Below are 22,958 nucleotides of genomic sequence, written 5' to 3' on the forward strand. Positions count from 1 at the left end.
AGCTCCTTAGATTTCCAACACTTTGGGTTGCTGGGCAGTGTGCGGGTGCTCTGCACCACCGTACACCTTGAGCTTCTTGATCATGGCGTAGCCCAGAGGGCCTTTAGGCAGCATGCCCTTGACGGCTTTTTCCAAAGCGCGGCCGGGGAATTTGGCTTGCATGTCACGGAAGTTGGTAGAACTGATACCACCGGGGAAACCCGAGTGGCTGTAATACATTTTGTCCAGAGACTTGGCACCGGTCACACGCAGTTGTGCTGCATTGGTGACGATGATGAAGTCGCCGGTATCGACGTGAGGCGTGTAAATGGCCTTGTGTTTGCCGCGTAAACGGAGAGCAACTTCGCTGGCTACTCGTCCGAGGACCTTGTCGGTCGCGTCAATCACAAACCACTCGTGCACGACCTCAGCGGGTTTTGCGCTGAAAGTTGACATGAGATTTCTCTTTAAAAAGAAGGGTTTGCCGGGCTCTTTTCTACGGTCGGCGTTCCTCTGATGGGAATCTCTTAGGTAGGATTTCACTCAGCACACGGCCCGATGGGACACCATGGGAACGTATTTGAGAAGCTTCGCCGCGGAACCACAAAAGCGCTGCGAAGCCGGGCATTATACAAATTTCCCGGGCAACCGGGTAACATCGCCCCATGTTCAGTTATCGCCACGCCTTTCATGCCGGCAACCATGCCGATGTTCTCAAGCACACTGCCTTGATCGCTGTGTTGCGTCACATGACGCAAAAAGACACGGCCTTGAACGTGTTTGACACCCACGCCGGTGCCGGCCTGTACCGGCTGGACGGCGATTACGCCCAAACCAGCGGTGAAGCGGCAGATGGCTATCTGCGCCTTATTTCCAAACAAAATGAAGCTCAAGCCCTTTTAAAACAAGCGCAATCAGCTACAAAATCAGTAGCAACCAAAAAGCCCGAAGCAGCGCCCCTGCCGGCCGCCTTGCAAGACTATCTGGACATCGTGGCCAGCTTCAACAAAGGGGTCAGCCACACGGTTTACCCCGGCTCCCCCTTCATCATTCACAGCCTGTTGCAAGGGCGCGACCGTGACCGCCTGAAGCTGTTTGAGCTGCACCCCACCGATGCCAAAACCCTGCGTGCCAACATTGCCCAACTGGATGCGGGCCGCCTGATCACGGTGCACCAGGAAGACAGCTTTGAAGGGTTAAAGAAATTCCTGCCCCCACCGTCCCGCCGCGCACTGGTCTTGTGTGACCCCAGTTACGAACTCAAAACCGACTACGCCCGTGTGCTGGACATGATGACCGATGCCGTCAAGCGTTTCGCCACGGGCACTTACATGGTGTGGTACCCGATCATTCCGCGTCCCGAAGCGCATGACTTGCCGCGCCGACTCAAAACCCTGGCGGTGCGCGAAGGCCGCCCGTGGTTAAACGCCAGCCTGACCGTCAAATCCAGCAAGCTCACCACCGATGCCGAGGGCGAAGTGGTGCGCCCCGGCCTGCCCGCCAGCGGCGTGTTTGTGATCAACCCACCACACACCCTGAAGGCCGCGTTGAAAGACGCGCTGGGCGCTGCCGCCAAGTTGCTGGCACAGGATAAAAACCAGGGGTTTGAGGTGGAGTCGGGCGGGTAAATTTCGCCACACCCTCAGGGCCAGCGCGTGACTTGCTGTGGCAAGTTCCACGCTTGGTCAAACCAGGCATCTCCCTCCAGATAGGCTTTGAGCATGGGCAGTGCGTCAAAGCCCCAGAACAGTTTGCCGTCGACTTCCAACGTGGGCACACCAAACACACCCTGCGCAATCGCCTGATCGGTATTGGCCTTGAGTTGCGCCTTCACCGCCTCGCTGCGCGGGTCTTGCAGGGGAGCCAACTGCTCGGTCAGCGTTTGCAAGCGCTGGGCATCCGCAGCATCCGCCCCGCCTCGCCAGACATGGCGAAAAATGGTTTCCGCCACATAGCGATTGATCAAGCCCTCATGACCACAGGCCAGGGCCAGCCGTAACAAGCCCAGCGGATTAAAAGGGTGCTGAGCGGGCAGCTGCAGGTCCACACCATGACGATGTGCCAGCCACAACACCTGCCGGTATGTCCACTCCCGCTTGCCAGGAATTTCGGCCGGCCCGAGCTGACCATGATGCTTGAGCAAACCGGCAAACAGCACCGGTTTGTAGCTGACATGAATGTGGTGCCCCATCAGCGCTTCAGGCAGTTTTTCAAATGCCAGGTAAGCGTAGGGCGAAATGAAATCCAGGTAAAAGGTGATGTGTTTCATGGGGTAACACCAAAAAGTTCGTCGGCAGAGCCCGTCATTAAAGGCGCTACCCGAACCTTGATGTCCGACCAGACCTGCCGTTTGAAGGCTTCATCCGCATGGCCCCAGGCAGCAATTTCCGCCAGGGTACGCAGGCAGCCCCGGCATAACCCACTGGCCTCGTCCATCTGGCACACCGACATACAGGGCGAGGGCAAGCCTTTGGTGTATTTTTGGCCTCCAGAGCTTATTTCATCAGCGGTGGTAGCTATAAAAAACAGAGCTTTTGAATCAAAGGTCATGGGGCCTCCTGCGCGGCCACGTCGACCACCGGCGCACCGGTCAGGTGCTGCAGGTCATCCGGGTGTAACCGGAACACGCCATGTGGGTGCCCGGCTGCGGCCCAAATTTCATCAAAACGCAACAAGTCGCGGTCAATCAGCGTCACCGGTGTGTTGACATGGCCCACAGGGGATACCCCGCCGATGGAAAACCCGGTGCTGGCCTTGACAAAGTCGGCATCGGCCCGACCGAGCTTTTGACCGTCCACACACACCAGCGCCTGCACCTTTTTCTCGTCCACCCGCCGGTCACCCGAGGTGATCACCAGCACCGCTGCGGCATCGGGCTTACGCTTGAAGATGATGCTTTTGGCAATCTGCCCGAGCTGGATGCCCAGCGCATCAGCCGCCTGCTGTGCGGTGCGGGCGGCATCACTGAGCATCACCGGCGCATGCGGGTGGCCCTTGTCTTGCAGCACCCGGGTGACCCGTTGCACACCTTCGGGCAGGGGCTTGAGTTCAGCGCCACACATTTCAGGAATTCCTTTTGTTGAACAGTGCCTTGCCAGCGCGTGCGTTGGTGGGGCGGCCCAGAAAGTCGCTGATGAACTGGCCTGCATCGATGAGCTTGTCCAGGTCAATACCCGTCTCGATACCCATGCCGTGCAGCATGTAAACCACGTCTTCGGTGGCGACGTTTCCAGTAGCGCCTTTGGCATACGGGCAGCCACCCAGACCCGCCACCGATGCATCAAACTGCCAGACCCCCATTTGCAGGCAGATCAGTGTGTTGGCCAACGCCATGCCATAGGTGTCGTGAAAGTGACCCGACACATCGTTGATGTCAAAGTGCTTCAAGGTGGCCTCCACGGCACGCTGCACCTTGAGCGGTGTGCCCACACCAATGGTGTCGGCCACCCCGACATGCTGCACCCCAATGCTTTTCATCAGCCCCGCCAGGTAGCTGACACGCTCCGGCGACACGTCACCTTCATACGGGCAGCCCACGGTGCAACTCATCGCACCACGCACATAGATACCAGCCGCACGTGCAGCGGCTACCACCGGCGCAAAACGCTCGATGCTTTCGGCGATGCTGCAGTTGATGTTTTTCTGGCTGAAGGCCTCGCTGGCCGCGCCAAACACCACGATCTCATCGGGTTTGGAAAGTAGCGCCGCCTCAAAACCTTTGAGGTTAGGGGTCAGCACCGAATAACGCACGCCGGGCTGACGGTTGATCCCGGCCATCACCTCGGCGTTGTCGGCCATCTGCGGCACCCACTTGGGCGACACAAAACTGGTGACCTCGATCTCTTTCAGACCCGCGGCCTGCAGTCGGTGCACCAGCTCGATCTTGACCGCCGCAGGCACGGTTTGTTTTTCATTTTGCAGGCCATCGCGTGGGCCAACTTCGACGAGTTTGACGCGGGAAGGAATAGTCATAAATCTCTCAATCACAATTAAAGACAAATCGGGTTCAAGTGCCCCACTGAAGATTAATAAAAGGTCACTGAACCTGGCTCAGGCGCTCGGCCATACGGGTTTGCCAGCCTGCACCGGTGGCTTTCCAGCGCATCTTTTCAAGGTCATACACGATGCGTTTTTGTTCGCGTTCATGGGATTTTCTCCTTCAGAAGACGTGACAAACCCAAAGTGATTGGCATCAATTCATTGTATTTACAACCACATCAAGCGTGCCAATCAACAGGTCAATACCCCCGTCCCACATCCACCACCCCTGCCACTGGCTCCCCGCGCTGAATGGCCACAATCTTGCCTACCATTTGTGCCATGCTGTCCTCGCGCAGCGTGCGCGCCGAGGTGTGCGGGGTGAGGGTGATTTTGGGCTCATGCCAGAACGGGTGATCCGCGGGCAGCGGCTCGGTGCGAAACACATCGAGCAACGCGCCCGACAAATGGCCACTGTGGATCAGCGCCAGCAAATCCTCATCCACCAGATGTGCGCCACGTGCCACGTTGATGACGTAGCCGCCTGGTTGCAGGCGACTCAACGTGTCGTGGTTCAGGATGTTGGTGGTCTGCGGCGTGAGCGGCAGCAGGTTCACCAGCACGCGGCTGCTGGCCAGAAAGTCGTTGAGCTGCGCCGCACCCACAAAGGGCCGCACGCCGTCCAGCACCTTGGGTGAGCGGCTCCAGCCGTTGACCGGAAACTCGAATGTGTTCAGCGCCTGTGCCACCCTTGCACCCAGCGCGCCCAGGCCCATCACCCCCACGGAAAAGTCACGGCGCTGGCGCGGCGGGTAATACGTCCAATGTCCGGCGCGCACATCCTCGGCATAGGTTTGGAGGTCACGGAATTGGCGGATCACCGCCTGGCACACGTATTCGGCCATTTGCACGGCCATGCCCGCATCTTCCAGGCGAACCACCACCGCCTGTGGCGGCAAGCGCAGCTTGAGCAACGCATCCACCCCGGCTCCAATGTTGAAGATGGCCTTGAGCTGGGGCTGCTCGTCAAAAAATTGCTGCGGCGGCATCCAGACGACGGCGGCCTCCGCCTGCGCGGCCCCCGGTTGCCACACGGCCACTTCAGCTTGCGGCAAGGCTGCACGCAGGCCGGCCAGCCAGGGTTCAGGGTCGGTGTTGGTGCAACAAAAGCTGATGCGAAACGGTGACATAGGTGCTTTCAATTAAATAGCTACTTACGCAGAATATACGGGGATCAGAGGCCTATTTTGTTCATAAAATTGCATCCAGCCCAGGGCTGGCAAAGCTGGATGGGGTTGAGGGGATGAAGCCACTCATTCAGGCTCATGGCATGCAACACACAGTTTGTTGCCATCTGGATCACGGAAATAGGCTCCGTAGTAATGCTCGTGGTACGCAGGGCGCAGCCCAGGTTGACCTTCACAGGTGCCGCCGTTTTGCAGGGCCAGTGCGTGCGCTTGCCGGACCATGGATCGCGTGGCCGCCAGAAACGCCACCATGGTGCCATTACCCGGCGTGGGGGCCTGACCGTTATGGGGATGCGCAATCACGAACAACGGCCGCGCTACCGGCTGGGACTGCCAGCCAGCCCAAGGCCGCTGGGGCTCGCAAAAGCGCTGCTTGATGCCCAACACACTCATGAGCGGCTCGTAAAACGCCAGCGCACGCTCAAAGTCCGTGACACCGACAAACACATGTGAAAACATCTGGCCAACCTTCCCGAGAAAAGTATCTAGCGTCTGAGCTGTCAACGGTATTCATGCGCGCCAAAGGGCGCGAATCGGCCATGACTCTCCGAGGGTATCAACACCACTCAAGCAGCAGCGCCAGTCAGCTTGAGCAATTCTGCCCCCTCCACCACCTGATCGCCCGGCGCGTAGAGCAGCTCGGCCACCACACCGTCTTGCGGGGCAGCGATGGTGTGCTCCATCTTCATGGCATCCATCACGGCCAGCGCCTGGCCTTTTTTGACGCTGTCACCCGCCTTGACGGCAAACGACACCACCTTGCCCGGCATGGGTGCCGTCAGGCGGCCACCTTCGGCATGGACTTCACCGGCGTGTGCGAGCAAGTCAATTGCTACGATTTGTGTAGCTCCTTGTGCAGTATGGATGTGCCCTACCTCGCCTTTTCGATACACATTCACCAGCGTGCGCTGGCCGGCAAACTGCAAGTCGATACCCTCCGGAGTGGCCGCAAAGCCCAGCACACCGGCGGTCTCACCCACGCTGAAATGCAGCGCACCATCGTGCAGATAACGCAAGCTGGCTTGAACCGTGTCCCCACCAAACTCAAACGCAAAGCGGCGGGTAAATGTGCCGTGGCTGCGCCAGCCATCGGTACGACTGAACGGGTCAGCGGTTTGTGTGTGGCGCTCATCCAGCAGGGTTTGCGCCACATCGGCGCTTGCTGCCAGCGCCAGACCCACCGGCTCCTGGTTGAACAACACCGCCGCTTCCCGTGGGATCAAACCAGTGTCCAGATTGGCCTTGGCAAAAGAATCACTGGCGAGCACATGACGCAAGAACTGCACGTTGGTGGTCAGCCCGACGATGTGGGTCTGGGCCAGCGCCGCGTCCAGCCGTGCCAGCGCCTGGGCGCGGGTGTCGCCATGCACGATGAGTTTGGCGACCATGGAGTCGTAATACGGGCTGATGGTGTCACCCTGGCGCACGCCGTCGTCAAAGCGCACCGGGCTGACGCAGAAGCTGCTGTGGCCAGGCTTGTGGTACACCTCCAGGGTGCCGGTGGCGGGCAGGAAATTGTTGTCGGGGTTTTCGGCGCAAATACGGGCCTCAATGGCATGGCCGGTGATCTTGAGCCGGTCTTGCGCCAGCGGCAGCGGTTCACCACTGGCCACGCGTAATTGCCATTCCACCAGATCCTGGCCAGTGATGGCCTCCGTCACCGGGTGTTCCACCTGCAAGCGGGTGTTCATCTCCATGAAGAAGAAGGCCATGCTACCGTCTTCGCGCTGCTCCACGATGAACTCCACCGTGCCCGCGCCGACGTAATTCACCGCACGCGCCGCAGCCACGGCGGCATTGCCCATTTGCTCGCGCATGGCCTGCGTCATGCCGGGTGCGGGGGCTTCTTCCAGCACCTTCTGGTGGCGGCGCTGCACCGAGCAGTCGCGCTCAAACAGGTAGACGTAATTGCCGAGCGTGTCGCCAAACACCTGAATCTCGATGTGGCGCGGGCGCTGGACGTATTTCTCGATCAGCACCGCATCACTGCCAAAGCTGTTGATGGCTTCGCGTTTGCAGCTGGCCAGCGCGTCCAGAAAATCTTGCGAGCGCTCCACCGCCCGCATGCCTTTGCCACCCCCCCCGGCGCTGGCTTTGATCAGCACCGGGTAACCAATCTCGTCGGCCTTCAGATGCAACAGCGCCGGGTCTTGGTCTGCGCCGTGGTAGCCGGGCACCAAAGGCACCCCAGCGCGCTCCATCAGTTGTTTGGATTCAGCCTTCAAGCCCATGGCCTGGATGGCCGAAGCCGGTGGGCCAATGAACACCAGCCCCGCCGCCGCGCAGGCCTTGGCAAAGTCTTCGTTCTCGCTCAGGAAACCATAGCCCGGGTGGATGGCCTGGGCCCCGGTGGCCTGGGCCGCGTCGATGATTTTTTCCCAACGCAGGTAACTGTCCTTGGGGGCACTGCCACCCAGGTAGACCGATTCGTCGCAGGCCGCCACATGTTTGGCGTTGGCATCCGCGTCGGAATACACCGCCACGGTTTGAACACCCAGACGGCGGGCGGTAGCTGCAACGCGGCAGGCGATCTCGCCACGGTTGGCGATGAGGATTTTGTTAAACATCAAATAATCTTTCAAGAAAAACAACCAAAGGCTGAAATGCAGGGTCGGTGAAATCAAACAGGTTTCGGGCACCTTGCTCCAACGCTTTTCCTACTCGGCTGTACGGCGTTTTGACAGATGCGTTGATGTAACTGATCAACGCCAGTTTGTCTTTTTGAGCTTGCGTGGTGTGAGGTGTGTGACCTGAAAGACAAGTCATGAAAGACGAAACGCACTGAAACCTCGTGCTATCCGATTTGAGCGACTGCAAAAAAATGGTCTCCAGAGCACCTTTCGCGATGGATGACGGCAGCACCAAATACTGCATTTGTCGATCTGGAAAATCAGCCAAAAACAGCCGTCTTTCTTCAGCCCAGGCTTGATCTGTCTTTTCTGGCGACTCATCAGCATCTACCAGCACAGCGAGTTTTTGAACCTTGTCAAAACCCGAAACAAGCCGGATGGCACGTGCGGCACGAACCAGACCGCTTGCGCCACCCTTGTGCTGCACATCAATGAACTGGCTCCAGTCTGGATGGATGCTGGCCAGCAGATAACAAACGATGGCATGGTCATCCGGGCCTTCAACCAGCAACAAGACCCTCTGGGTAATGGCATCGAGCAACATCAGCGGATCTCCCAGCCTGATTCCATCACCGTTTTGAGGTTTTCATCATGAATGACAACAGCGCGAACGTTACCGTCATCGGTACGCTCCAGGCGAATGAGCTGAAAGTCCTCCTGTTTGTCCTGAAAGACTTCATACGCCGATTTGATGCATTCCAGGCTGTGGGTGGTGATGATGGACTGCACGCCATTGGCCTCAGCCAACTCCCGGACCCCCTGAAGCAACGTTGGCAGCGCACTGTAATGAATGCCGTTTTCGATTTCATCAATCAACGCCAGCTTGGATTCGGTTACTGCCAGCCCGGCATACAACTCGAACAGACGGGTGAACCCATGGCCCAACTGGGAAATCGGCAGCACATGCCCATCTGTCAGATCGACATAAACCCGGTGTTCCCCGTCAGGGGCCACCGCATCCACACTGTCGATACGAGGTTCAATTTTTTGCAAAAGTTTGAGAACAATCTTTTTCTTCTTGCCGGTTACCAGTCGGCCATAAAGCTCAACCTGCTCTTGCGCGGGTTTTGGCAGCATGGAAAAAGGTTGGGGGATTTGCCCGCCACTCGGGTACGGTTTGTTTGGATCCTCAGAACCGCAAAACCAATCAACGCGACCTAAACCGTCAACATGCGTCGCTAGCCTCCCATTTAACTTTTGTTCAAAACCAACGGGCACATAACCACATGAAACATAAGACACATCATCAATCCGTGCGTGGACTCCCACACTAACTGGTTTGCGCTCCTCCCCAACCAGACTACGCCAAAACCTTCGCGCATCGCCGTCTCCCTCACAAGGCCTGAACATAGATGACAAACTGCTACGTGCGCCAGGTGTAGAACTGCCATGAACATCCCCAGCCACAAAAACAACCGCCTCCAACAGAGAGGTCTTCCCGACGTTTTGCCCCCCCACAATCAAGTTGACCTTTCTCAGCTCTGGAATAAGGGTGTCTTTGAAACCTTTGAAGTTTTGGATGTGCAGCGAAGTCAGCATGGTGGTGTGTCCGTGAAAAGGGGCATTATGGGTTTGAATCTGACCGTATTTGTCCAATAAAAGTACGGAACAGCTTCTTCACCCCAGCCAACTCGGCTTGCGCTTTTGCAGAAAAGACTGCACGCCTTCCTTGCCCTCATCACTGGCGCGGATGCTGGCGATACCTTCCACCGTGTGGGCAATTAACGCGGCATCGATGTCTTTGCCAGCCACATCGTGCAGCAGGGTTTTGCACTCCTTGACGGCGTTGGGGCTGGCGCTGACCAGCGCCTTGGTGATCTCGGCCAGTTTGTCGTCCAGTTGGTCAGCGGGCACCACGGCGTGCACAAAGCCGATGCGCAAGGCCTCCACCGCATCAAAGCGCTCGGCCGTCAAAAAGTAGCGGTGCGCGGCACGGGCTCCCATGGCGCGGATCACGTAGGAGCTGATGGTGGCGGGGTACAGGCCGAGCTTGACCTCACTCAGGCAGTAGTTGGCCGTATCGACACTCACCGCCATGTCACACGCCGCCACCAAGCCCATGCCCCCGGCGTAGACATCACCCTGAATACGCGCCACGGTGGGTTTGGGGCAGGTGTAGATCACATGCAACATTTCGGCCAGTTGCCCGGCATCGGCCAGGTTTTCGGCGTGGGTGTAGTCGGCCATACGGCGCATCCAGTTCAGGTCGGCCCCGGCGCAAAAGGCCGGGCCTTCTGCGGCCAGGACAATGGCCCGCACTTGCGGGTCTTGCCCGAGCTGGGTGAAGGCGGCGGTGAGCTCGGCAATCACCTCGTCGTTGAAAGCGTTGCGAACTTCGGGGCGGTTCAGGGTGACGGTAGCCAAAGGCCCCGTGAAAATGCTCAATGCCGACATGTTGGATCTCCTCTTGAAATGGCAGGCATCACATCCTGAACAGGCCAAATTTGGTGTCTTCCACCGGCGCATTGCGGCTGGCACTCAGGCCCAGCGCCAGCACCCGCCGCGTGTCGGCGGGGTCAATGATGCCGTCGTCCCACAGGCGGGCGGTGGCGTAGTAGGGGTGGCCTTGCACCTCGTACTGCTGACGAATCGGTGCTTTGAAGTTTTCTTCCTCTTGCGCACTCCACTGGCCACCTTTGAGCTCGATGCCATCGCGGCGCACCGTGGCCAAGACGCTGGCAGCCTGCTCACCCCCCATCACCGAGATGCGGGCGTTGGGCCACATCCACAAAAAGCGCGGACTGAAGGCGCGACCACACATGCCGTAGTTGCCCGCGCCAAAGCTGCCGCCGATGATGATGGTGAATTTGGGCACGGCAGCCGTCGCCACCGCTGTGACCATCTTGGCACCGTTGCGGGCGATGCCTTCGTTCTCATACTTGCGCCCGACCATGAAGCCGGTGATGTTCTGCAAAAACACCAGCGGAATCTTGCGCTGGCAGCACAGCTCGATGAAATGGGTGCCCTTCAAGGCCGACTCGCTGAACAAAATGCCGTTGTTGGCAATGATGCCGACCGGCATGCCTTCGATGCGCGCAAAACCACACACCAGCGTCGTGCCAAAGCGCGACTTGAACTCGTCAAAGTCAGAATCATCGACGATGCGGGCAATGATCTCGCGCACGTCAAACGGTTTGCGGGTGTCCACCGGGATCACACCGTACAACTCTTCTGCTGCATATTTAGGAGCTACTGGCGCATGATCTGCAAGCGCTTGAGGCTTGTTTTGATACAAATTCTTGACTGCCGTGCGGGCCAGCGCCAGCGCATGCATGTCGTTTTGCGCCAGGTGGTCGGCCACACCGGACAGCCGCGTGTGTACGTCGCCACCACCCAGGTCTTCGGCGCTGACCACCTCACCGGTGGCGGCTTTCACCAGCGGCGGGCCACCCAGAAAAATCGTGCCCTGATTTTTGACAATGATGGCCTCGTCGCTCATGGCGGGCACGTAGGCCCCGCCTGCGGTGCAACTGCCCATGACCACCGCAATCTGCGCAATACCCTGCGCACTCATGGTGGCCTGGTTGAAGAAAATGCGACCAAAGTGGTCGCGATCCGGGAACACCTCGTCCTGGTTGGGCAAATTGGCCCCGCCCGAGTCCACCAGGTAGATACAGGGCAGGTGATTTTGCTGGGCAATCTCCTGCGCACGCAGATGCTTTTTGACCGTCATCGGGTAATAGGTGCCGCCTTTGACGGTGGCATCGTTACAGACAATCATGCAGTCCACACCACTCACGCGGCCAATACCGGCGACGATGCCCGCACCGGGCGCGCTGTCGCTGCCATCGCGGTCTGGGTACATGCCCAACGCGGCCAAGGGGGAGAGTTCCAGAAACGGCGTGCCGGGGTCAAGCAGCATCTGCACCCGGTCGCGCGGCAGCAGCTTACCACGGGCGGTGTGTTTGGCGCGGGCCGCTTCACCACCACCCAGTTCGACCTGAGTCACTTTGGCATGAAGGTCGCCCACCACAGCACGCATGGCGGCGGCGTTGGCAATAAAGTCTGCAGAGCGGGAATTGAGTTTGGAGTCAAGTATCGTCATGGTGTAGGCCGGTAAGTGTCAGGCGGTTTTTTCTTCTTCCAGACCAAGCTGGTTTTTCATTTCATCACGAATGCGGAATTTCTGGATCTTGCCGGTGACCGTCATCGGGAACCCTTCGACAAAGCGGATGTAGCGCGGCACTTTGTAATGCGCGATCTGACCCTTGCAAAAACTGCGAATGTCGTCCTCGGTCAAGGTCTGGCCGGGCCGCACCACAATCCAGGCGCACAGCTCTTCGCCATAACGCTTGTCGGGCAAACCCACCACCTGCACGTCCTGCACGGCCGGGTGGCGGTACAAAAACTCCTCAATCTCGCGCGGATAGACGTTTTCACCACCACGGATCACCATGTCCTTGATACGACCCACGATGTTGACGTAGCCGCTGCTGTCCATGGTGGCCAGGTCACCGGTGTGCATCCAGCCTGCGGCATCAATGGCCTCCTGGGTGCGGGGCGCATCGTCCCAATACCCGTGCATAACCGAGTAGCCACGGGTGCAGAGTTCACCCGACACCCCCGGTGCCACGATGTCCCCACTCTCGGGGTGGATGACCTTGACCTCCAGGTGCGGCTGCACCAGCCCAACCGTGGAAACCCGTTTATCCAAAGGGGTATCAATCGAGCTTTGGCAGCTCACCGGGCTGGTTTCCGTCATGCCATAGGCAATGGTGATCTGGCTCAGGTGCATGTCGGTCATGACCCGTTTCATCACCTCGGTGGGGCAGGGAGAACCGGCCATGATGCCGGTGCGCAGCGTGGACAGATCAAACTCCTTGAAGCGGGGATGGTCCAGCTCGGCAATAAACATGGTCGGCACACCATGCAGGCCCGTGCAGCGCTCGTTTTGCACCGTCTGCAACACACTCAGCGCGTCAAATCCATCGTTGGGGTAAACCATGGTTGCGCCGTGGGTCAGGCAGGCCAGGTTGCCCAGCACCATGCCAAAACAGTGGTACAGCGGCACCGGAATACACAAGCGGTCATCCGGGCTCAGGCGCATGGCCTCACCAATAAAGAAGCCGTTGTTCAAAATGTTGCGGTGCGTCAACGTGGCGCCTTTGGGAAAACCGGTTGTGCCGCTGGTGAACTGGATGTTGATCGGATCGGTGCTCTTGAGGGTGGCCGCCACCTGACTCAGGCGTGGATCGTCCGGTTGGCCACTGGCCAGCAAGTCTGAAAAACGCTGCATGCCGGGCTGCTCGTCACCCTGCCCGGCCACATCAATCCAGACCACACTTTGCAGATGCGGCAGCCGCACGGATGCCAGACTGCCCGGCTGCGCATGCACCCATTCCGGTGCCAGCTCGCGCAACATGGCCAGATAGTCGCTGGTCTTGAAGCTGGCCATGGTCACCAGCGCCTTGCAATCCACTTTGTTGAGGGCGTACTCCACCTCGGCCACCCGGTAAGCCGGGTTGATGTTGACCAAAATCAGCCCGACTTTGGCCGTAGCCAGTTGCATCAGCACCCATTCGGCATTGTTGTGTGACCAGATACCCACGCGGTCACCCGGCACCAGCCCCAGGCCCAACAAGGCACTGGCCAGGCGATTCACTTCGCACTGCAACGCCAGGTAGCTGTAACGGCGCTGCTGGTGAGCACTGACCAGCGCCTCCCGCTCTGGCTGGCGCGCCACCATGGCATCAAAAAAAGCCCCGATAGGTTCGTCAATCAGGGGAACATCCGTGGCCCCCTGGGCCAGGCTGCGGGTCAGAAGCGGGGTCGGCATTGGTTCTGCACTCATGTTTGAATCCTTATCGTGGTCGGTGGGCATGGGGTCACCGGCATGGTGCGAGCATAGTCCCGCGAGACTCCGAACATCGGCCAGCTTGGTTGCAAATCACGCCATAGACTGGCACACTCTGGCGCATGAGCTCCTCACCCGCCCCAACCCTGACACCGATTGCCTTCATACAAGCCATTGCTCTGGCCTACAAACAGCGGGGCATCGATCCTGAGAAAACCTTGAAACAGGCACAAATTGCGCCAATACTTCTGGAGAGTGAGGATTCGCGCATCACCGCCGCACAAATGGAAACCATCTCCGACCTGGCCATGCAAGAGCTGGATGACGAGGGCCTGGGCTGGTTCAGCCGCCGTCTGCCATGGGGCAGCTACGGCATGCTGGCGCGTGCGTCCATCAGTGCGCCCAACCTGGGTGTGGCCATGAAGCGCTGGTGCCGCCATCATGGGCTGATTGCCGATGACATTACCCTCACCCTCAGCAGCGCGGGGCCGCTGGCAACGCTGACCATCACCGAACACCGCGATCTGCACACGCTGCGTGAGTTTTGCCTGGTGTCGGTGCTGCGCAACTTCCTTGGCCTGGCCTGCTGGCTGGTGGATTCACGCATCCCGTTGACCGGCGCGCAATTTCCGTTTGCAGCACCAGCCCACAGAGATGCCTATTCAGTGCTTTTTTCAGCCCCAGCCCTTTTCGGACAAGCGCAGGCAGCTATTGAATTTGATGCAAGTTATCTGACCCTGCCGCTGCGCCGGGATGAGACCGCGTTGCGCCAGATGCTCAAGCGCGCCCTGCCGCTGACCGTGCTGCAATACCGCCGCGACCGCCTGCTGGTGCAACGTGTGCGTCAGGCACTGCTGACCCAGCCCAATGCCACCCACAGCGCCGACGATCTGGCCGCCGTACTCAACCTGTCGGCGCGTACCCTGCACCGCCAACTCAAAGAAGAAGGTGCCTCACTGCAAAACCTGAAGGACGAAGTGCGCAAGCAGCGCGCGCAAGATTTGCTGCTGCGCACCACCCGCCCCATCAAGCAGGTGGCCGATGCCGCCGGGTTTCAAAATGAAAAGAGTTTTATGCGCGCCTTCAAGGGCTGGACCGGGCAGTCGCCAGCAGAGTTTCGCAAACACTCCGTGCCATTGGCGTGATTTGTCCCCTTGCTGGCACAGGCTGAACCACTGCGGTGCATAGACTAGGGCCACCATGATGTCCCTGGAGGGATCACCCGAGAAATTTGTCATGATGACCCTGTACCACTGTGTCAGTGCCCGCTCTTTCCGCCCCCTGTGGCTGCTGGAAGAACTGGGCCTGCCCTACTCACTGAAGGTTTTGCCCTTCCCGCCGCGCGCACTGGCCCGGTCTTTCCTGCAAGAGAACCCGCTGGGCACGGTGCCGCTGCTGGTGGAGGGCGACACCCGCATGACCGAGTCCGCCGCCATGTGCCAGTACCTGGCGGCGCGCCATAGCCCGGACAGGCTGGATGTGGCGGTGAACGACCCCGACTTTGCCGCCTACCTGAATTGGTTACACATGAGTGATGCCACACTGACTTTTCCGCAAACCCTGGTGCTGCGCTACACCCATTTTGAGCCAGCCGAGCGTCAGCAGCCGCAAGTGGCAGAGGACTACCGTCGCTGGTTTTTGGCCCGACTTAAAGCGGTTGACCGAGCCGTACAGCAACAGCCTTATTTGTGCGCCGGGCGTTTCACCGCCGCCGATGTGGCCGTAGGCTATGCGCTGATGCTCGCCACCCACCTGGGTCTTTCAGCACAGTTCCCGCCAGCGGTGGCGGCCTATTGGACACGCTTACAGCAACGCCAGGCGTTCCAGCGTGCGCTGGCGCAGCAACACCAGGCCGCGCTGGAGCAGGGCGTACCCGCCACCCCGGCACCAGACACGCGACCTGCGGGCTGACACTTACGCGGTTGCCCACCAACCAGGCAAGTCGGCCATGTGTGTAAACACCCGATGGGCACCGGCTTGTAACAAGGCTGGCGCAGCTCCAGGCTGCGGGCAATAGGCCCAAACCGTGGCACCCGCAGCGATGCCAGCCGTCACACCCACGGTGGTATCTTCGATCACCAGACATTGCTCTGCGGGCACGTTCAGCGACCGGGCAGCAGCCAAATACACATCGGGCGCGGGTTTGGAGCGTGGCATTTCATGCCCGCTGAACACCCGCCCAGCAAAAAAATCCGTCAACCCGACTTTGTTCAGCTGCATCTCCACCTTCAAACGGTCCGCCCCTGAGGCACAGGCAATGTGCCCACGCACTGCCGTAAAAGCTGCCCGCACAGCCTCCTGCGCGCCGGGAATGATGTCCAGATGCGCCATCAGCGCCGCGTTGCGGCGCTGGTAAAAGTGCTGCATCCACGCATCGGTCAAGGGCTGGCCGGTGTTGCGCTCGATCACGGCGCGCTCCTCTCGCACGGTTTTACCCACAAAAAAAGCCATACACGCCGCCAACGTCATGTCCCAGCCCGACTCGGCCAACATGTCGCGCAGCACCTGGCAAGTCAGAGGCTCACTGTCCACCAGGACACCATCGCAGTCAAACAGGATTGCTTTAAATTTCATAGCTACTTGTGCTTTATCTACAAAGGATACAGGCCTATTTATCCGCAGATTCAACCGCACGCATAGACTCCAGCAAGGCCTTGAATTCGGGTGACTCCTGCAAGATGTGGTGTCCGGCATCGATCAGCAGGCCAACTTCGGCAGGGGCGACGGAGAACGCGGTGGGAATCTGCAGCAGGAAGCTGCGCCCGATCACGTCGGGGGCATCGCGCAGGTTGACGTTGATCACATGAATTTGTGCATCCGGGGCAAACGGGTCGTCACCGTCCGGTGCAATACGCCCCAACTCACGCCGCCAGGCTTGTGCGGTGTCCTTGAGCAACCCCAGCGTCTCGTGTGTGGCCCGGGCCCCGGTGCCAAACAGCAAAGCATCTATCACTTGCCCCGTGCTGGGCACCTGGTCGCTGGTATCGATACGCTCGGACGGATCACGCTCGGCATTCACCGCAATGATCACCAGTTTCTTGATCTTGTTGCGGGAGATGTGCCGCACCGCATCCCGAATACCGCCGTCGCCCTGCGCCCGATCCAGCACGCTGCGCAAGCCCAGGTTGTCGGCCAACCCGCCGTCCACCAGATGGATATAGGGGCGGGCCGTGGCATCCAGGTAAGAGCGCTGGCTTTCGCGCAGCAAGCGTGCCCGGTAGTCGGTGGCGGTAGAGACTTTCAAATCCATTGGCTGCGGGCATTCGCCGTTGAAATTTTTCAGCGTCAGGGGGCTCAGCGCAATCGGCACCGCCGACGAGGCCGCCACCGCGAACGACAGGGGCACGCTGTCCAGATCGGAGCAAATCAGTGAAAACTGCCGCCCGGTGAATTCAAAGTTTGACCCCAGCGACAAATCGGTGGCCGACACCAGCAGGGCTGGCTGGCCGGGGCGCGACTGGATGTCGGCAAAGGTTTTGCTTTTGAACAGCTCGTCCAGCCGGCGCTCCAGCAGGTTGGAGCGGCCAAACCAGGGGGATGTGAGGTCATGCAGGTTGGTGGGTTTCAGGGCGTAGCTGATCAGGTTGTCCTGAAAATTCTTGCGCAAGAACTGCTGCTCAAATGCCGGAAAAGCCTCTTTTCCAAAGGCCGCAAAGTAGGTCGCCATGATGCTGCCCCCGGACACGCCACTGATCACGTCGATCTCGTCGAGCAAGTTGCTGTCGCGCCCCTGCCAATGCACCTGGGTCTGGCGCAGGGCATCCAGCACGCCATAACCAAAAGCGGCCGCACGCGCACCACCACCCGACATGCTGACCAGCATCAGCATGGACGGGTCACCCACCACAGGGGTGTCTTGCGCGGCGGCGGCCCGATCCTGGGACATCCGCATCGGCTGGTTTTGCCAGGGCCGCACGGTGGAGCAAGCCCCCAGCAGCAGAACCAGCGCCATGACCACAGCCACGTGGCAGCGACGGCTCAGCTGTTCAACAGACAAGCTCACCTTGGGCTGATCACTTGGCGTGGCGACGTGTTTTGTGCTGCTCATAAGTCTCCACCGGCGCCCCCTGTTTGGCCCAGGCGGTGAAGCCGCCGTCGATGTGGGCCACATTGGTCATGCCCATGTCTTGCAGGGCTTTGGCGGCCAGGGCACTGCGCCAGCCAGCACCACAAAACAGCACAAACTCTTTACTGTCGTCGCCAAAAATGGTCTTGAAATACGGTGAGGCCGGGTCCACCCAAAACTCCAGCATGCCGCGCGGGGCGTTGAAGCAGCCCGGCACCGTGCCTTCACGCTCCAGCTCACGCACGTCACGAATGTCCACAATCTGCATCTGGGGGTCAGCCAATCGGGCCTGAACTTCACCAACCGTATAGGTTGTCACCTCGGCCATGGCCTCGGCCACCAGTGTGTTGATTCCTTTGGTAATTGCCATTGAGTGTCTCCTTGTAAAAAACTTGTTTGAGATCAGCGCCCGGCACCGATTTCTTGTGTCATCTGTGCCAGCCACTGCGCCCAGTAGTCAATACACGCGCGAATTTTCGGCAGGCGATGGCGCTCCTGGAGCATCACCGCATAAACCGGCACGCGTGGGCTGACAAACTGATTTTGCAACAGCGGCACCAAGCGCCCTTCACGCACCAGGGGCAGGGCAAACAAATCGTTGATACGCGAGATACCGACACCATTAAGCACCAGGCTCAGCAGCAAGGCGCTGTTGTCGGTGCGGGTATGGCCCTTGATGTGCAGCTCTTTCTGCGCTTGGCCCTGCGCCATTGTCCAGTGGTTCAGCGTCGGGCTGGCGCTGCTGGCAATCAGCCGGTGCTGTTGCAGCTCATCGGGGTGGGTCGGTGTGCCAAACGCGGCAAGGTAGCTTGGCGCGGCGTACAGGGTGCGGCCATGGGTGCCAATTTGGCGGGCCACCAGGGTGTCGCTGCTGATGCTGCCACTGCGGATGGCAATGTCGATGCCGTCACGCGCCATGTCGGCCAGCCGGTCATCGGCATTGATGTCAATGTGCAACTGCGGGTAGCGCTGGTACAGACCGCACAGGCTGGGGGCCACCACACATTCGGCCAGAACCGGGCTGACGCTGATGCGCACCCAGCCACTGGGCTCACTGAGCTTGCCGGTGAGTTCACCCGCCAGCTCGTCCGAGGTGGCCAGCAACTGGCGGCCATAGTTCAAAAAGGTGTCGCCCTCATCGGTCAGGCTCAGGCCGTGGGTGCTACGGTGTAACAGCCGCACCTTGGCCGCCGCCTCCAACCGGGCCAGTGAACGGGTGACCTGGCTGACCGGCACGTTGCGTTCCCGCGCGGCCGCTGACAGGCTACCCAACTCGGCAATGCGGGTGAACAGGGCGATGTCATCAAGGTTGAGTTGCATGGCTGGATTTTGGCTTGGTATTGCGATTAATGCAAAACCAATTTGAATTTTGGCCCATTTCCAAGACTTTGCTTAATCAATAAAGTTCAAACCATCCTTCACCCACACGGAGTACACCATGACCCACCATGTTTTGAATGCCACCACTCAACACCACCTGCACGACCTGGCCAAAGCCGAGGCTGAGCGTCTGCGCCGCGCAGCCATGTGCGATTTCGGCAGCGAGGCAGTAGATGACTTCTGGCGCGGGGCCAACGCCATCTGGCAACGTGGACAGGCCACAGCCCAACGCAGTGCCAGTCGTTTACAAGCCCGGCTGACGCGGCGCGCAAACTGGCTGCTGCAGCAGCCTGGAACTATGCCGCTGGTCGGCGTAGCGCCAGCAACGCCGCACCAAAGGAAATGAAGACAGAGCCAACGACGCGGTTGACCCATTTGGCAAAGTTCGGCTTCGCCAGCAATGCCCTGGCGCGCCCTGCCACGCTGGCATAAGCCAACAGCGTAGAGAACGACAACGCCATGAAGATACCGGTGAGCACAAAAAATTGCGGCAACAAAGGGGCCGAGGCGTTGACAAATTGGGGAAACAAGGCGGTGAAAAACAGAATTGGTTTGGGATTGGTTGCGGCCAGCAGAAAGCCTTCCCGATACAGCTGGCCTGGGCTGAAGCTTGCCACATCGGCAGCATGTTCGGACCGGGGACTCACCACCGAGCTGCGGCCCAGCAGATGGCGAAGGCCCACGTAAAACAGATAAAGCGCCCCCAGCGTCTTGACCGCACCAAACAAAAGCGCCGAAGACATCAGCAGCACCCCCAGCCCCAGCATGGCCGTCGCAGAGAGCATCAATATCCCCGTGATGTTGCCCAGCGAAGACCAGAGGGTTGCCCGCACGCCAAATGCCGCACCATTACGCAAGGCCAGAAGAATGGCCGGGCCGGGGCTGATGATCGCCAGCCAGGCGACCGCCGTGTAGCTCAAAATGGTTTCTATCGTCACAAGCGTATCTCCAGGTAAAAACAGGCGCGACCAGACGAGTATCCCTGATCGATGGCCACCAAGGCACCAGGGCGACCTGCTGACACCACGTTGTCAGCAGCCGCGCCGCATCATCCAGGCTTCTTCAACTCACAGGAAAAATCCTCATGAAAAACGCCGTCACCTGGTTTGAAATCACCACCACCGATCTGGACCGTGCCCAGACTTTTTACGAAGCTGTGTTGGGCAGCACCCTGCGCCGCGAGGCCATGGGGCCGTCAAGCCTGGCGGTGTTTCCCTATGACCCGGCCAACGGTGGTGTGGGTGGTGCGCTGCTGTGTGACCCCAGCGCCCCCAAGCCGGGCAGCGGTGGCACGCTGGTGTACCTGGATGCCTCACCCTCGCTGGACGCGGCGCTAGCGCGGGTCACCGCAGCAGGCGGTCAAGTGGCCCTGCCACGCCAGGCCTTGCCGCCGGGCATGGGCTTCTTTGCCCACATCACCGACCTGGATGGCAACCGCGTTGGATTACACGCGCAGGCCTGAGTGGCAGTAGGATCTTTCATTTACTACACTTGTGATAGCTATTAGCGCTTGTATCATGTGCGCTACAGCACCAAAACACTCTCAACCTGATGCGCCGCGCCGACCGCCTGTTTCAAATCGTCCAACTCATCCGTGGGCGGCGTTTGACCACGGCTGCGTTTCTGGCGCAGCGGCTGGAGGTGTCTGAGCGCACGGTGTACCGCGATGTGGCCGACTTGCAGCATCAAGGTGTACCCATCGAGGGTGAGGCCGGGGTGGGCTACCGGCTGGGTGCGGGGTTTGACTTGCCACCGCTGATGTTCACCCATGACGAGGCGCGGGCGCTGGTGGCTTCGGTGCGTATGGCGCAGGTGTGGCAAGACCCGGCGCTGGCGCGAGCCTCACAGGTGGCGCTGGGCAAAATTCTGTCGGTGTTGCCCACAGCAGCCAGGGTGGCCGCGCAAAGCATGGCGGTGTACGCGCCGCCCATCGGGCTGGAGCCCGCCGTGCAGGCCACGCTACAAACCCTGCGCGAGGCGGCGCAGGCGCATCACAAGCTGCAACTGCGCTACAACGATGCCCAGGGCCTGGCCAGTGAACGCACCGTGCGCCCGCTGGGCTGTTTTTACTGGGGCAAGGTCTGGACGCTGGTGGCTTGGTGTGAGGCGCGTCAGGCGTTCCGCAGTTTTCGGATCGACCGCATGGCGGCGGTGCAAACGGTGGACGGCGCGGGCGGCGTGTTTCGTGACGAGCCCGGCAAAACTCTGGCCGATTTCCTGCGTATGGCCGCACCGCAGGAGGTGCTGGCGAAGTGGGCGCAAGAGGGGTGATTGCGTTTTTAAGGCTGGGGGCAGGTCGCTGGTAATCTCCAGCTACGGTAATCGCTTGCATGAGTGCCTTCACCCATCGCCATGGGTATAGCTGGCACAAGTAGTCGTCACACCAAGACGCTTTCCACCCGGTGTTTGGGATTTCTTTCATGGGGTGCGGTCTTGCCCGGTGAGAGGCACGGAAATAAAGCTCTCTTGTGAAAGCGAATGAATCACCCCACGCATGAGGTAGCTGTTGTCAAAGCCCAGGGTGTATTGGCGTGCGTTGGCTGAAATAGGGTGCAGCATCTTGCGCTCCACCAGCTTCTTGATTTGGTAGGTGCGCTGCGCTGCGCTCAGACCCGGCATGGCCGCGCTCAGGTCGACTGCCTTGGCAATGCCAGACTTCACACTGGCCAGCAACACCGCCTCTTCTTGCGCCGAAATCAAAGCCCGACTGCGTGCATAGGCCAGCGCAGGCAGCAGAATTTTGCTTTTCAGGTAGTCATATTGGGTGAGTTGGTCTACCTTGTTCAGCTCCACCAACACGCCCTGCAATACATAAAGGCACCACTGCTCCAAGGCGGTCGGGGTGCCCGCATCGGCACTGGCCAGCATGGCGTAATACTGGTCGCGGTCGCTGCAAAACACCGCCGTGGGGTTCAACACCCGGCCACCGGCCTTGACGTTAAAACCATACTTGATCATCAGCGCATAGGTCAGCAAGCGCACCACGCGCCCGTTGCCGTTGCCAAAGGGGTGAATCCAGCCAAAGCGTTGGTGTGCCAGTGCCACCTTGATCAGGTCGTACTTCGGCGCATCCGCCCGGTTGATGAAGGCCACCAGCTCCTGCATATAGCCCCCCACTTGCACACCCTCTGGCGGCAAATGCGCCGACTGGGCAATTTGCACTTGCCCCACCCGGTAAGCTCCGGGCGTTGCGTCCCCTTCACGCACCAGGTTTCGCACAGCCAGGGCGTGCAGCTCACGAAGGAAATGCTCAGACACCTCAGCACCCGGCTGCATGGCCGACTCTATGTAGGCCATGGCCTCTTCAATGTTGGCAATTTCAGCAAGGTGGTCGCTCGCTGTGGCGGTGCCCTCCAGCGAACTTTCCACATAGTCGGCCAGCGTAGTGTGGTTGCCCTCTATGCGGGCGGAACCCAGGCTCTCCAGCATGTGAAAAACGCGCTTGAGCTGAAAGAACACCGGCGCAGGTGTGGTGCCCGTCAGCTTGAGGCGACGCAGGTGCTCCAGCTCGGTCAACACATCGACCAGCGGGGAGTCAAAAGCGGGGTTGAGCAGTGCGAGGTCGAAGTGATTAAATGCAGCCATGGGTCACACTATCTTTACTCAAAGTTAGCCATTATGTTGAATTTATAGAAAAAATATAATTTAAAACAATAGCTTAACTTAGTTGTCTAAAAATATTATCTGTAATAGGCGAATGACACCTTCTCGAAAAGCGCAGTCAAAAGTCGAATCCAGCCAGTCAGCAGTGCCTGCAACATGGACAAGGCTGCGGCCAGCGCAGCGGGAGAGAGGGAGGAACTGGGCCGAGGTGCTGACACACGGCCGCTGGTGCAAATGTCCTGTTTTGATCGCCATGTGTCTGCCCCGTGCTGGCGCAAGAG

At 59.5% G+C, this 22,958-nt stretch carries 25 protein-coding genes; 6 read left to right on the top strand and 19 right to left on the bottom strand.

From position 1 onward, the window contains the following. Positions 1 to 6: 6 nt before the first annotated feature. Positions 7 to 435, bottom strand: coding sequence for a 50S ribosomal protein L13 (gene rplM, locus LDN84_RS21505; RefSeq protein WP_223905799.1), 429 nt, complete (start codon positions 433 to 435; stop codon positions 7 to 9). Between the two features lie 209 nt (positions 436 to 644). Here rplM and LDN84_RS21510 point away from each other — a divergent pair, with 209 nt between their 5' ends. Then, complete coding sequence (locus LDN84_RS21510) at positions 645 to 1,607, top strand: 23S rRNA (adenine(2030)-N(6))-methyltransferase RlmJ (protein WP_223905801.1); 963 nt, start codon at positions 645 to 647, stop codon at positions 1,605 to 1,607. Between the two features lie 14 nt (positions 1,608 to 1,621). On the opposite strand, the gene LDN84_RS21515 is transcribed toward LDN84_RS21510, so the two are convergent. From LDN84_RS21515 to LDN84_RS21570, 12 genes are all read right to left on the bottom strand, one after another. Next, positions 1,622 to 2,248: a 2-hydroxychromene-2-carboxylate isomerase gene (locus LDN84_RS21515; protein ID WP_223905803.1), complete on the bottom strand. Its 627-nt coding sequence runs from the start codon at positions 2,246 to 2,248 to the stop codon at positions 1,622 to 1,624. Next, a complete protein-coding gene (locus LDN84_RS21520; RefSeq protein ID WP_223905805.1) occupies positions 2,245 to 2,529 on the bottom strand; it encodes a DUF1289 domain-containing protein in 285 nt (94 codons plus the stop codon). The genes LDN84_RS21515 and LDN84_RS21520 overlap by 4 nt, the downstream gene beginning before the upstream one ends. Next, positions 2,526 to 3,041 (bottom strand): YbaK/EbsC family protein, encoded by a 516-nt coding sequence (locus LDN84_RS21525; RefSeq protein ID WP_223905807.1) that lies wholly within the window; start codon positions 3,039 to 3,041, stop codon positions 2,526 to 2,528. Before LDN84_RS21525 ends, LDN84_RS21520 begins: the two co-directional genes overlap by 4 nt. A 1-nt stretch (position 3,042) precedes the next feature. Then, a complete protein-coding gene (locus LDN84_RS21530; protein WP_223905809.1) occupies positions 3,043 to 3,951 on the bottom strand; it encodes a hydroxymethylglutaryl-CoA lyase in 909 nt (302 codons plus the stop codon). Between the two features lie 266 nt (positions 3,952 to 4,217). Next, positions 4,218 to 5,147 carry a 2-hydroxyacid dehydrogenase gene (locus LDN84_RS21535; protein WP_223905811.1) on the bottom strand — a complete coding sequence of 310 codons (930 nt, stop codon included), beginning with the start codon at positions 5,145 to 5,147 and terminating at the stop codon, positions 4,218 to 4,220. A 123-nt stretch (positions 5,148 to 5,270) separates the two neighbouring features. Then, the gene (locus LDN84_RS21540) at positions 5,271 to 5,663 is read right to left on the bottom strand and encodes a VOC family protein (protein ID WP_223905813.1); all 393 of its coding nucleotides are present in this window, start codon (positions 5,661 to 5,663) and stop codon (positions 5,271 to 5,273) included. 107 nt (positions 5,664 to 5,770) lie between these two features. Further along, positions 5,771 to 7,771: an acetyl-CoA carboxylase biotin carboxylase subunit gene (locus LDN84_RS21545; RefSeq protein WP_223905815.1), complete on the bottom strand. Its 2,001-nt coding sequence runs from the start codon at positions 7,769 to 7,771 to the stop codon at positions 5,771 to 5,773. Further along, entirely contained in the window at positions 7,764 to 8,378 is a 615-nt protein-coding gene (locus tag LDN84_RS21550) for a DUF3226 domain-containing protein (RefSeq protein WP_317134810.1), read from the bottom strand. Before LDN84_RS21550 ends, LDN84_RS21545 begins: the two co-directional genes overlap by 8 nt. Then, positions 8,378 to 9,373 carry an AAA family ATPase gene (locus LDN84_RS21555; protein ID WP_223905819.1) on the bottom strand — a complete coding sequence of 332 codons (996 nt, stop codon included), beginning with the start codon at positions 9,371 to 9,373 and terminating at the stop codon, positions 8,378 to 8,380. The genes LDN84_RS21550 and LDN84_RS21555 overlap by 1 nt, the downstream gene beginning before the upstream one ends. A 78-nt stretch (positions 9,374 to 9,451) precedes the next feature. Beyond that, positions 9,452 to 10,228, bottom strand: a complete 777-nt coding sequence (locus tag LDN84_RS21560) for an enoyl-CoA hydratase/isomerase family protein (RefSeq protein WP_223905821.1) — start codon at positions 10,226 to 10,228, stop codon at positions 9,452 to 9,454. 28 nt (positions 10,229 to 10,256) lie between these two features. Then, entirely contained in the window at positions 10,257 to 11,879 is a 1,623-nt protein-coding gene (locus LDN84_RS21565) for a carboxyl transferase domain-containing protein (RefSeq protein WP_223905823.1), read from the bottom strand. 18 nt (positions 11,880 to 11,897) lie between these two features. Continuing rightward, positions 11,898 to 13,625 (bottom strand): AMP-binding protein, encoded by a 1,728-nt coding sequence (locus LDN84_RS21570; RefSeq protein WP_276572407.1) that lies wholly within the window; start codon positions 13,623 to 13,625, stop codon positions 11,898 to 11,900. A gap of 125 nt (positions 13,626 to 13,750) precedes the next feature. On the opposite strand from LDN84_RS21570, the gene LDN84_RS21575 reads away from it, so the two are divergent. Both LDN84_RS21575 and LDN84_RS21580 read left to right on the top strand, forming a co-directional pair. Further along, positions 13,751 to 14,773 (top strand): AraC family transcriptional regulator, encoded by a 1,023-nt coding sequence (locus LDN84_RS21575; RefSeq protein ID WP_223905826.1) that lies wholly within the window; start codon positions 13,751 to 13,753, stop codon positions 14,771 to 14,773. A 91-nt stretch (positions 14,774 to 14,864) separates the two neighbouring features. Next, positions 14,865 to 15,539, top strand: coding sequence for a glutathione S-transferase family protein (locus tag LDN84_RS21580; RefSeq protein ID WP_223913238.1), 675 nt, complete (start codon positions 14,865 to 14,867; stop codon positions 15,537 to 15,539). 3 nt (positions 15,540 to 15,542) lie between these two features. Here LDN84_RS21580 and LDN84_RS21585 read toward each other — a convergent pair whose 3' ends face one another. From LDN84_RS21585 to LDN84_RS21600, 4 genes are read right to left on the bottom strand one after another with little or no spacing between them, the layout of a single operon-like run. After that, positions 15,543 to 16,202, bottom strand: coding sequence for an HAD family hydrolase (locus tag LDN84_RS21585; protein WP_223905829.1), 660 nt, complete (start codon positions 16,200 to 16,202; stop codon positions 15,543 to 15,545). 34 nt (positions 16,203 to 16,236) lie between these two features. Continuing rightward, positions 16,237 to 17,676, bottom strand: a complete 1,440-nt coding sequence (locus tag LDN84_RS21590) for a patatin-like phospholipase family protein (protein ID WP_223905832.1) — start codon at positions 17,674 to 17,676, stop codon at positions 16,237 to 16,239. Then, positions 17,642 to 18,064, bottom strand: coding sequence for a rhodanese-like domain-containing protein (locus LDN84_RS21595; protein ID WP_223905834.1), 423 nt, complete (start codon positions 18,062 to 18,064; stop codon positions 17,642 to 17,644). The genes LDN84_RS21590 and LDN84_RS21595 overlap by 35 nt, the downstream gene beginning before the upstream one ends. Before the next feature lie 32 nt (positions 18,065 to 18,096). Continuing rightward, entirely contained in the window at positions 18,097 to 19,014 is a 918-nt protein-coding gene (locus LDN84_RS21600; protein ID WP_223905837.1) for a LysR family transcriptional regulator, read from the bottom strand. Positions 19,015 to 19,132: 118 nt separating this feature from the next. Between LDN84_RS21600 and LDN84_RS21605 the strand changes: the two genes are divergently transcribed. Continuing rightward, complete coding sequence (locus LDN84_RS21605) at positions 19,133 to 19,420, top strand: hypothetical protein (RefSeq protein WP_223905839.1); 288 nt, start codon at positions 19,133 to 19,135, stop codon at positions 19,418 to 19,420. On the opposite strand, the gene LDN84_RS21610 is transcribed toward LDN84_RS21605, so the two are convergent. Beyond that, positions 19,371 to 20,012, bottom strand: a complete 642-nt coding sequence (locus LDN84_RS21610; RefSeq protein ID WP_223905842.1) for a LysE family translocator — start codon at positions 20,010 to 20,012, stop codon at positions 19,371 to 19,373. The two genes, LDN84_RS21605 and LDN84_RS21610, sit on opposite strands and share 50 nt — an antisense overlap. A 146-nt stretch (positions 20,013 to 20,158) precedes the next feature. Between LDN84_RS21610 and LDN84_RS21615 the strand changes: the two genes are divergently transcribed. Then, positions 20,159 to 20,536, top strand: coding sequence for a VOC family protein (locus LDN84_RS21615; RefSeq protein ID WP_223905846.1), 378 nt, complete (start codon positions 20,159 to 20,161; stop codon positions 20,534 to 20,536). Positions 20,537 to 20,625: 89 nt separating this feature from the next. Beyond that, positions 20,626 to 21,345: a helix-turn-helix transcriptional regulator gene (locus tag LDN84_RS21620; RefSeq protein WP_223905848.1), complete on the top strand. Its 720-nt coding sequence runs from the start codon at positions 20,626 to 20,628 to the stop codon at positions 21,343 to 21,345. A gap of 147 nt (positions 21,346 to 21,492) precedes the next feature. Here the strand turns inward: LDN84_RS21620 and LDN84_RS21625 are convergent, their stop codons facing one another. After that, positions 21,493 to 22,659 (bottom strand): Fic family protein, encoded by a 1,167-nt coding sequence (locus tag LDN84_RS21625; protein ID WP_223905850.1) that lies wholly within the window; start codon positions 22,657 to 22,659, stop codon positions 21,493 to 21,495. Positions 22,660 to 22,958: the final 299 nt, after the last annotated feature.

This window comes from Rhodoferax lithotrophicus (assembly GCF_019973615.1).
Lineage (GTDB): Bacteria > Pseudomonadota > Gammaproteobacteria > Burkholderiales > Burkholderiaceae_C > Rhodoferax > Rhodoferax lithotrophicus.

What these genes read in the sequence shown, in the direction of transcription:
- LDN84_RS21565 (WP_223905823.1), bottom strand. Translation starts at nt 11,879, where the DNA reads ATGACGATACTTGACTCCAAACTCAATTCCCGCTCTGCAGACTTTATT.
- LDN84_RS21620 (WP_223905848.1), top strand. Translation starts at nt 20,626, where the DNA reads ATGCGCCGCGCCGACCGCCTGTTTCAAATCGTCCAACTCATCCGTGGG.
- LDN84_RS21570 (WP_276572407.1), bottom strand. Translation starts at nt 13,625, where the DNA reads ATGAGTGCAGAACCAATGCCGACCCCGCTTCTGACCCGCAGCCTGGCC.
- LDN84_RS21585 (WP_223905829.1), bottom strand. Translation starts at nt 16,202, where the DNA reads ATGAAATTTAAAGCAATCCTGTTTGACTGCGATGGTGTCCTGGTGGAC.
- LDN84_RS21575 (WP_223905826.1), top strand. Translation starts at nt 13,751, where the DNA reads ATGAGCTCCTCACCCGCCCCAACCCTGACACCGATTGCCTTCATACAA.
- LDN84_RS21615 (WP_223905846.1), top strand. Translation starts at nt 20,159, where the DNA reads ATGAAAAACGCCGTCACCTGGTTTGAAATCACCACCACCGATCTGGAC.
- LDN84_RS21580 (WP_223913238.1), top strand. Translation starts at nt 14,865, where the DNA reads ATGATGACCCTGTACCACTGTGTCAGTGCCCGCTCTTTCCGCCCCCTG.
- LDN84_RS21520 (WP_223905805.1), bottom strand. Translation starts at nt 2,529, where the DNA reads ATGACCTTTGATTCAAAAGCTCTGTTTTTTATAGCTACCACCGCTGAT.
- LDN84_RS21515 (WP_223905803.1), bottom strand. Translation starts at nt 2,248, where the DNA reads ATGAAACACATCACCTTTTACCTGGATTTCATTTCGCCCTACGCTTAC.
- LDN84_RS21540 (WP_223905813.1), bottom strand. Translation starts at nt 5,663, where the DNA reads ATGTTTTCACATGTGTTTGTCGGTGTCACGGACTTTGAGCGTGCGCTG.
- LDN84_RS21555 (WP_223905819.1), bottom strand. Translation starts at nt 9,373, where the DNA reads ATGCTGACTTCGCTGCACATCCAAAACTTCAAAGGTTTCAAAGACACC.
- LDN84_RS21560 (WP_223905821.1), bottom strand. Translation starts at nt 10,228, where the DNA reads ATGTCGGCATTGAGCATTTTCACGGGGCCTTTGGCTACCGTCACCCTG.
- LDN84_RS21625 (WP_223905850.1), bottom strand. Translation starts at nt 22,659, where the DNA reads ATGGCTGCATTTAATCACTTCGACCTCGCACTGCTCAACCCCGCTTTT.
- LDN84_RS21545 (WP_223905815.1), bottom strand. Translation starts at nt 7,771, where the DNA reads ATGTTTAACAAAATCCTCATCGCCAACCGTGGCGAGATCGCCTGCCGC.
- rplM (WP_223905799.1), bottom strand. Translation starts at nt 435, where the DNA reads ATGTCAACTTTCAGCGCAAAACCCGCTGAGGTCGTGCACGAGTGGTTT.
- LDN84_RS21530 (WP_223905809.1), bottom strand. Translation starts at nt 3,951, where the DNA reads ATGACTATTCCTTCCCGCGTCAAACTCGTCGAAGTTGGCCCACGCGAT.
- LDN84_RS21600 (WP_223905837.1), bottom strand. Translation starts at nt 19,014, where the DNA reads ATGCAACTCAACCTTGATGACATCGCCCTGTTCACCCGCATTGCCGAG.
- LDN84_RS21510 (WP_223905801.1), top strand. Translation starts at nt 645, where the DNA reads ATGTTCAGTTATCGCCACGCCTTTCATGCCGGCAACCATGCCGATGTT.
- LDN84_RS21535 (WP_223905811.1), bottom strand. Translation starts at nt 5,147, where the DNA reads ATGTCACCGTTTCGCATCAGCTTTTGTTGCACCAACACCGACCCTGAA.
- LDN84_RS21525 (WP_223905807.1), bottom strand. Translation starts at nt 3,041, where the DNA reads ATGTGTGGCGCTGAACTCAAGCCCCTGCCCGAAGGTGTGCAACGGGTC.
- LDN84_RS21550 (WP_317134810.1), bottom strand. Translation starts at nt 8,378, where the DNA reads ATGTTGCTCGATGCCATTACCCAGAGGGTCTTGTTGCTGGTTGAAGGC.
- LDN84_RS21590 (WP_223905832.1), bottom strand. Translation starts at nt 17,676, where the DNA reads ATGAGCAGCACAAAACACGTCGCCACGCCAAGTGATCAGCCCAAGGTG.
- LDN84_RS21595 (WP_223905834.1), bottom strand. Translation starts at nt 18,064, where the DNA reads ATGGCAATTACCAAAGGAATCAACACACTGGTGGCCGAGGCCATGGCC.
- LDN84_RS21605 (WP_223905839.1), top strand. Translation starts at nt 19,133, where the DNA reads ATGACCCACCATGTTTTGAATGCCACCACTCAACACCACCTGCACGAC.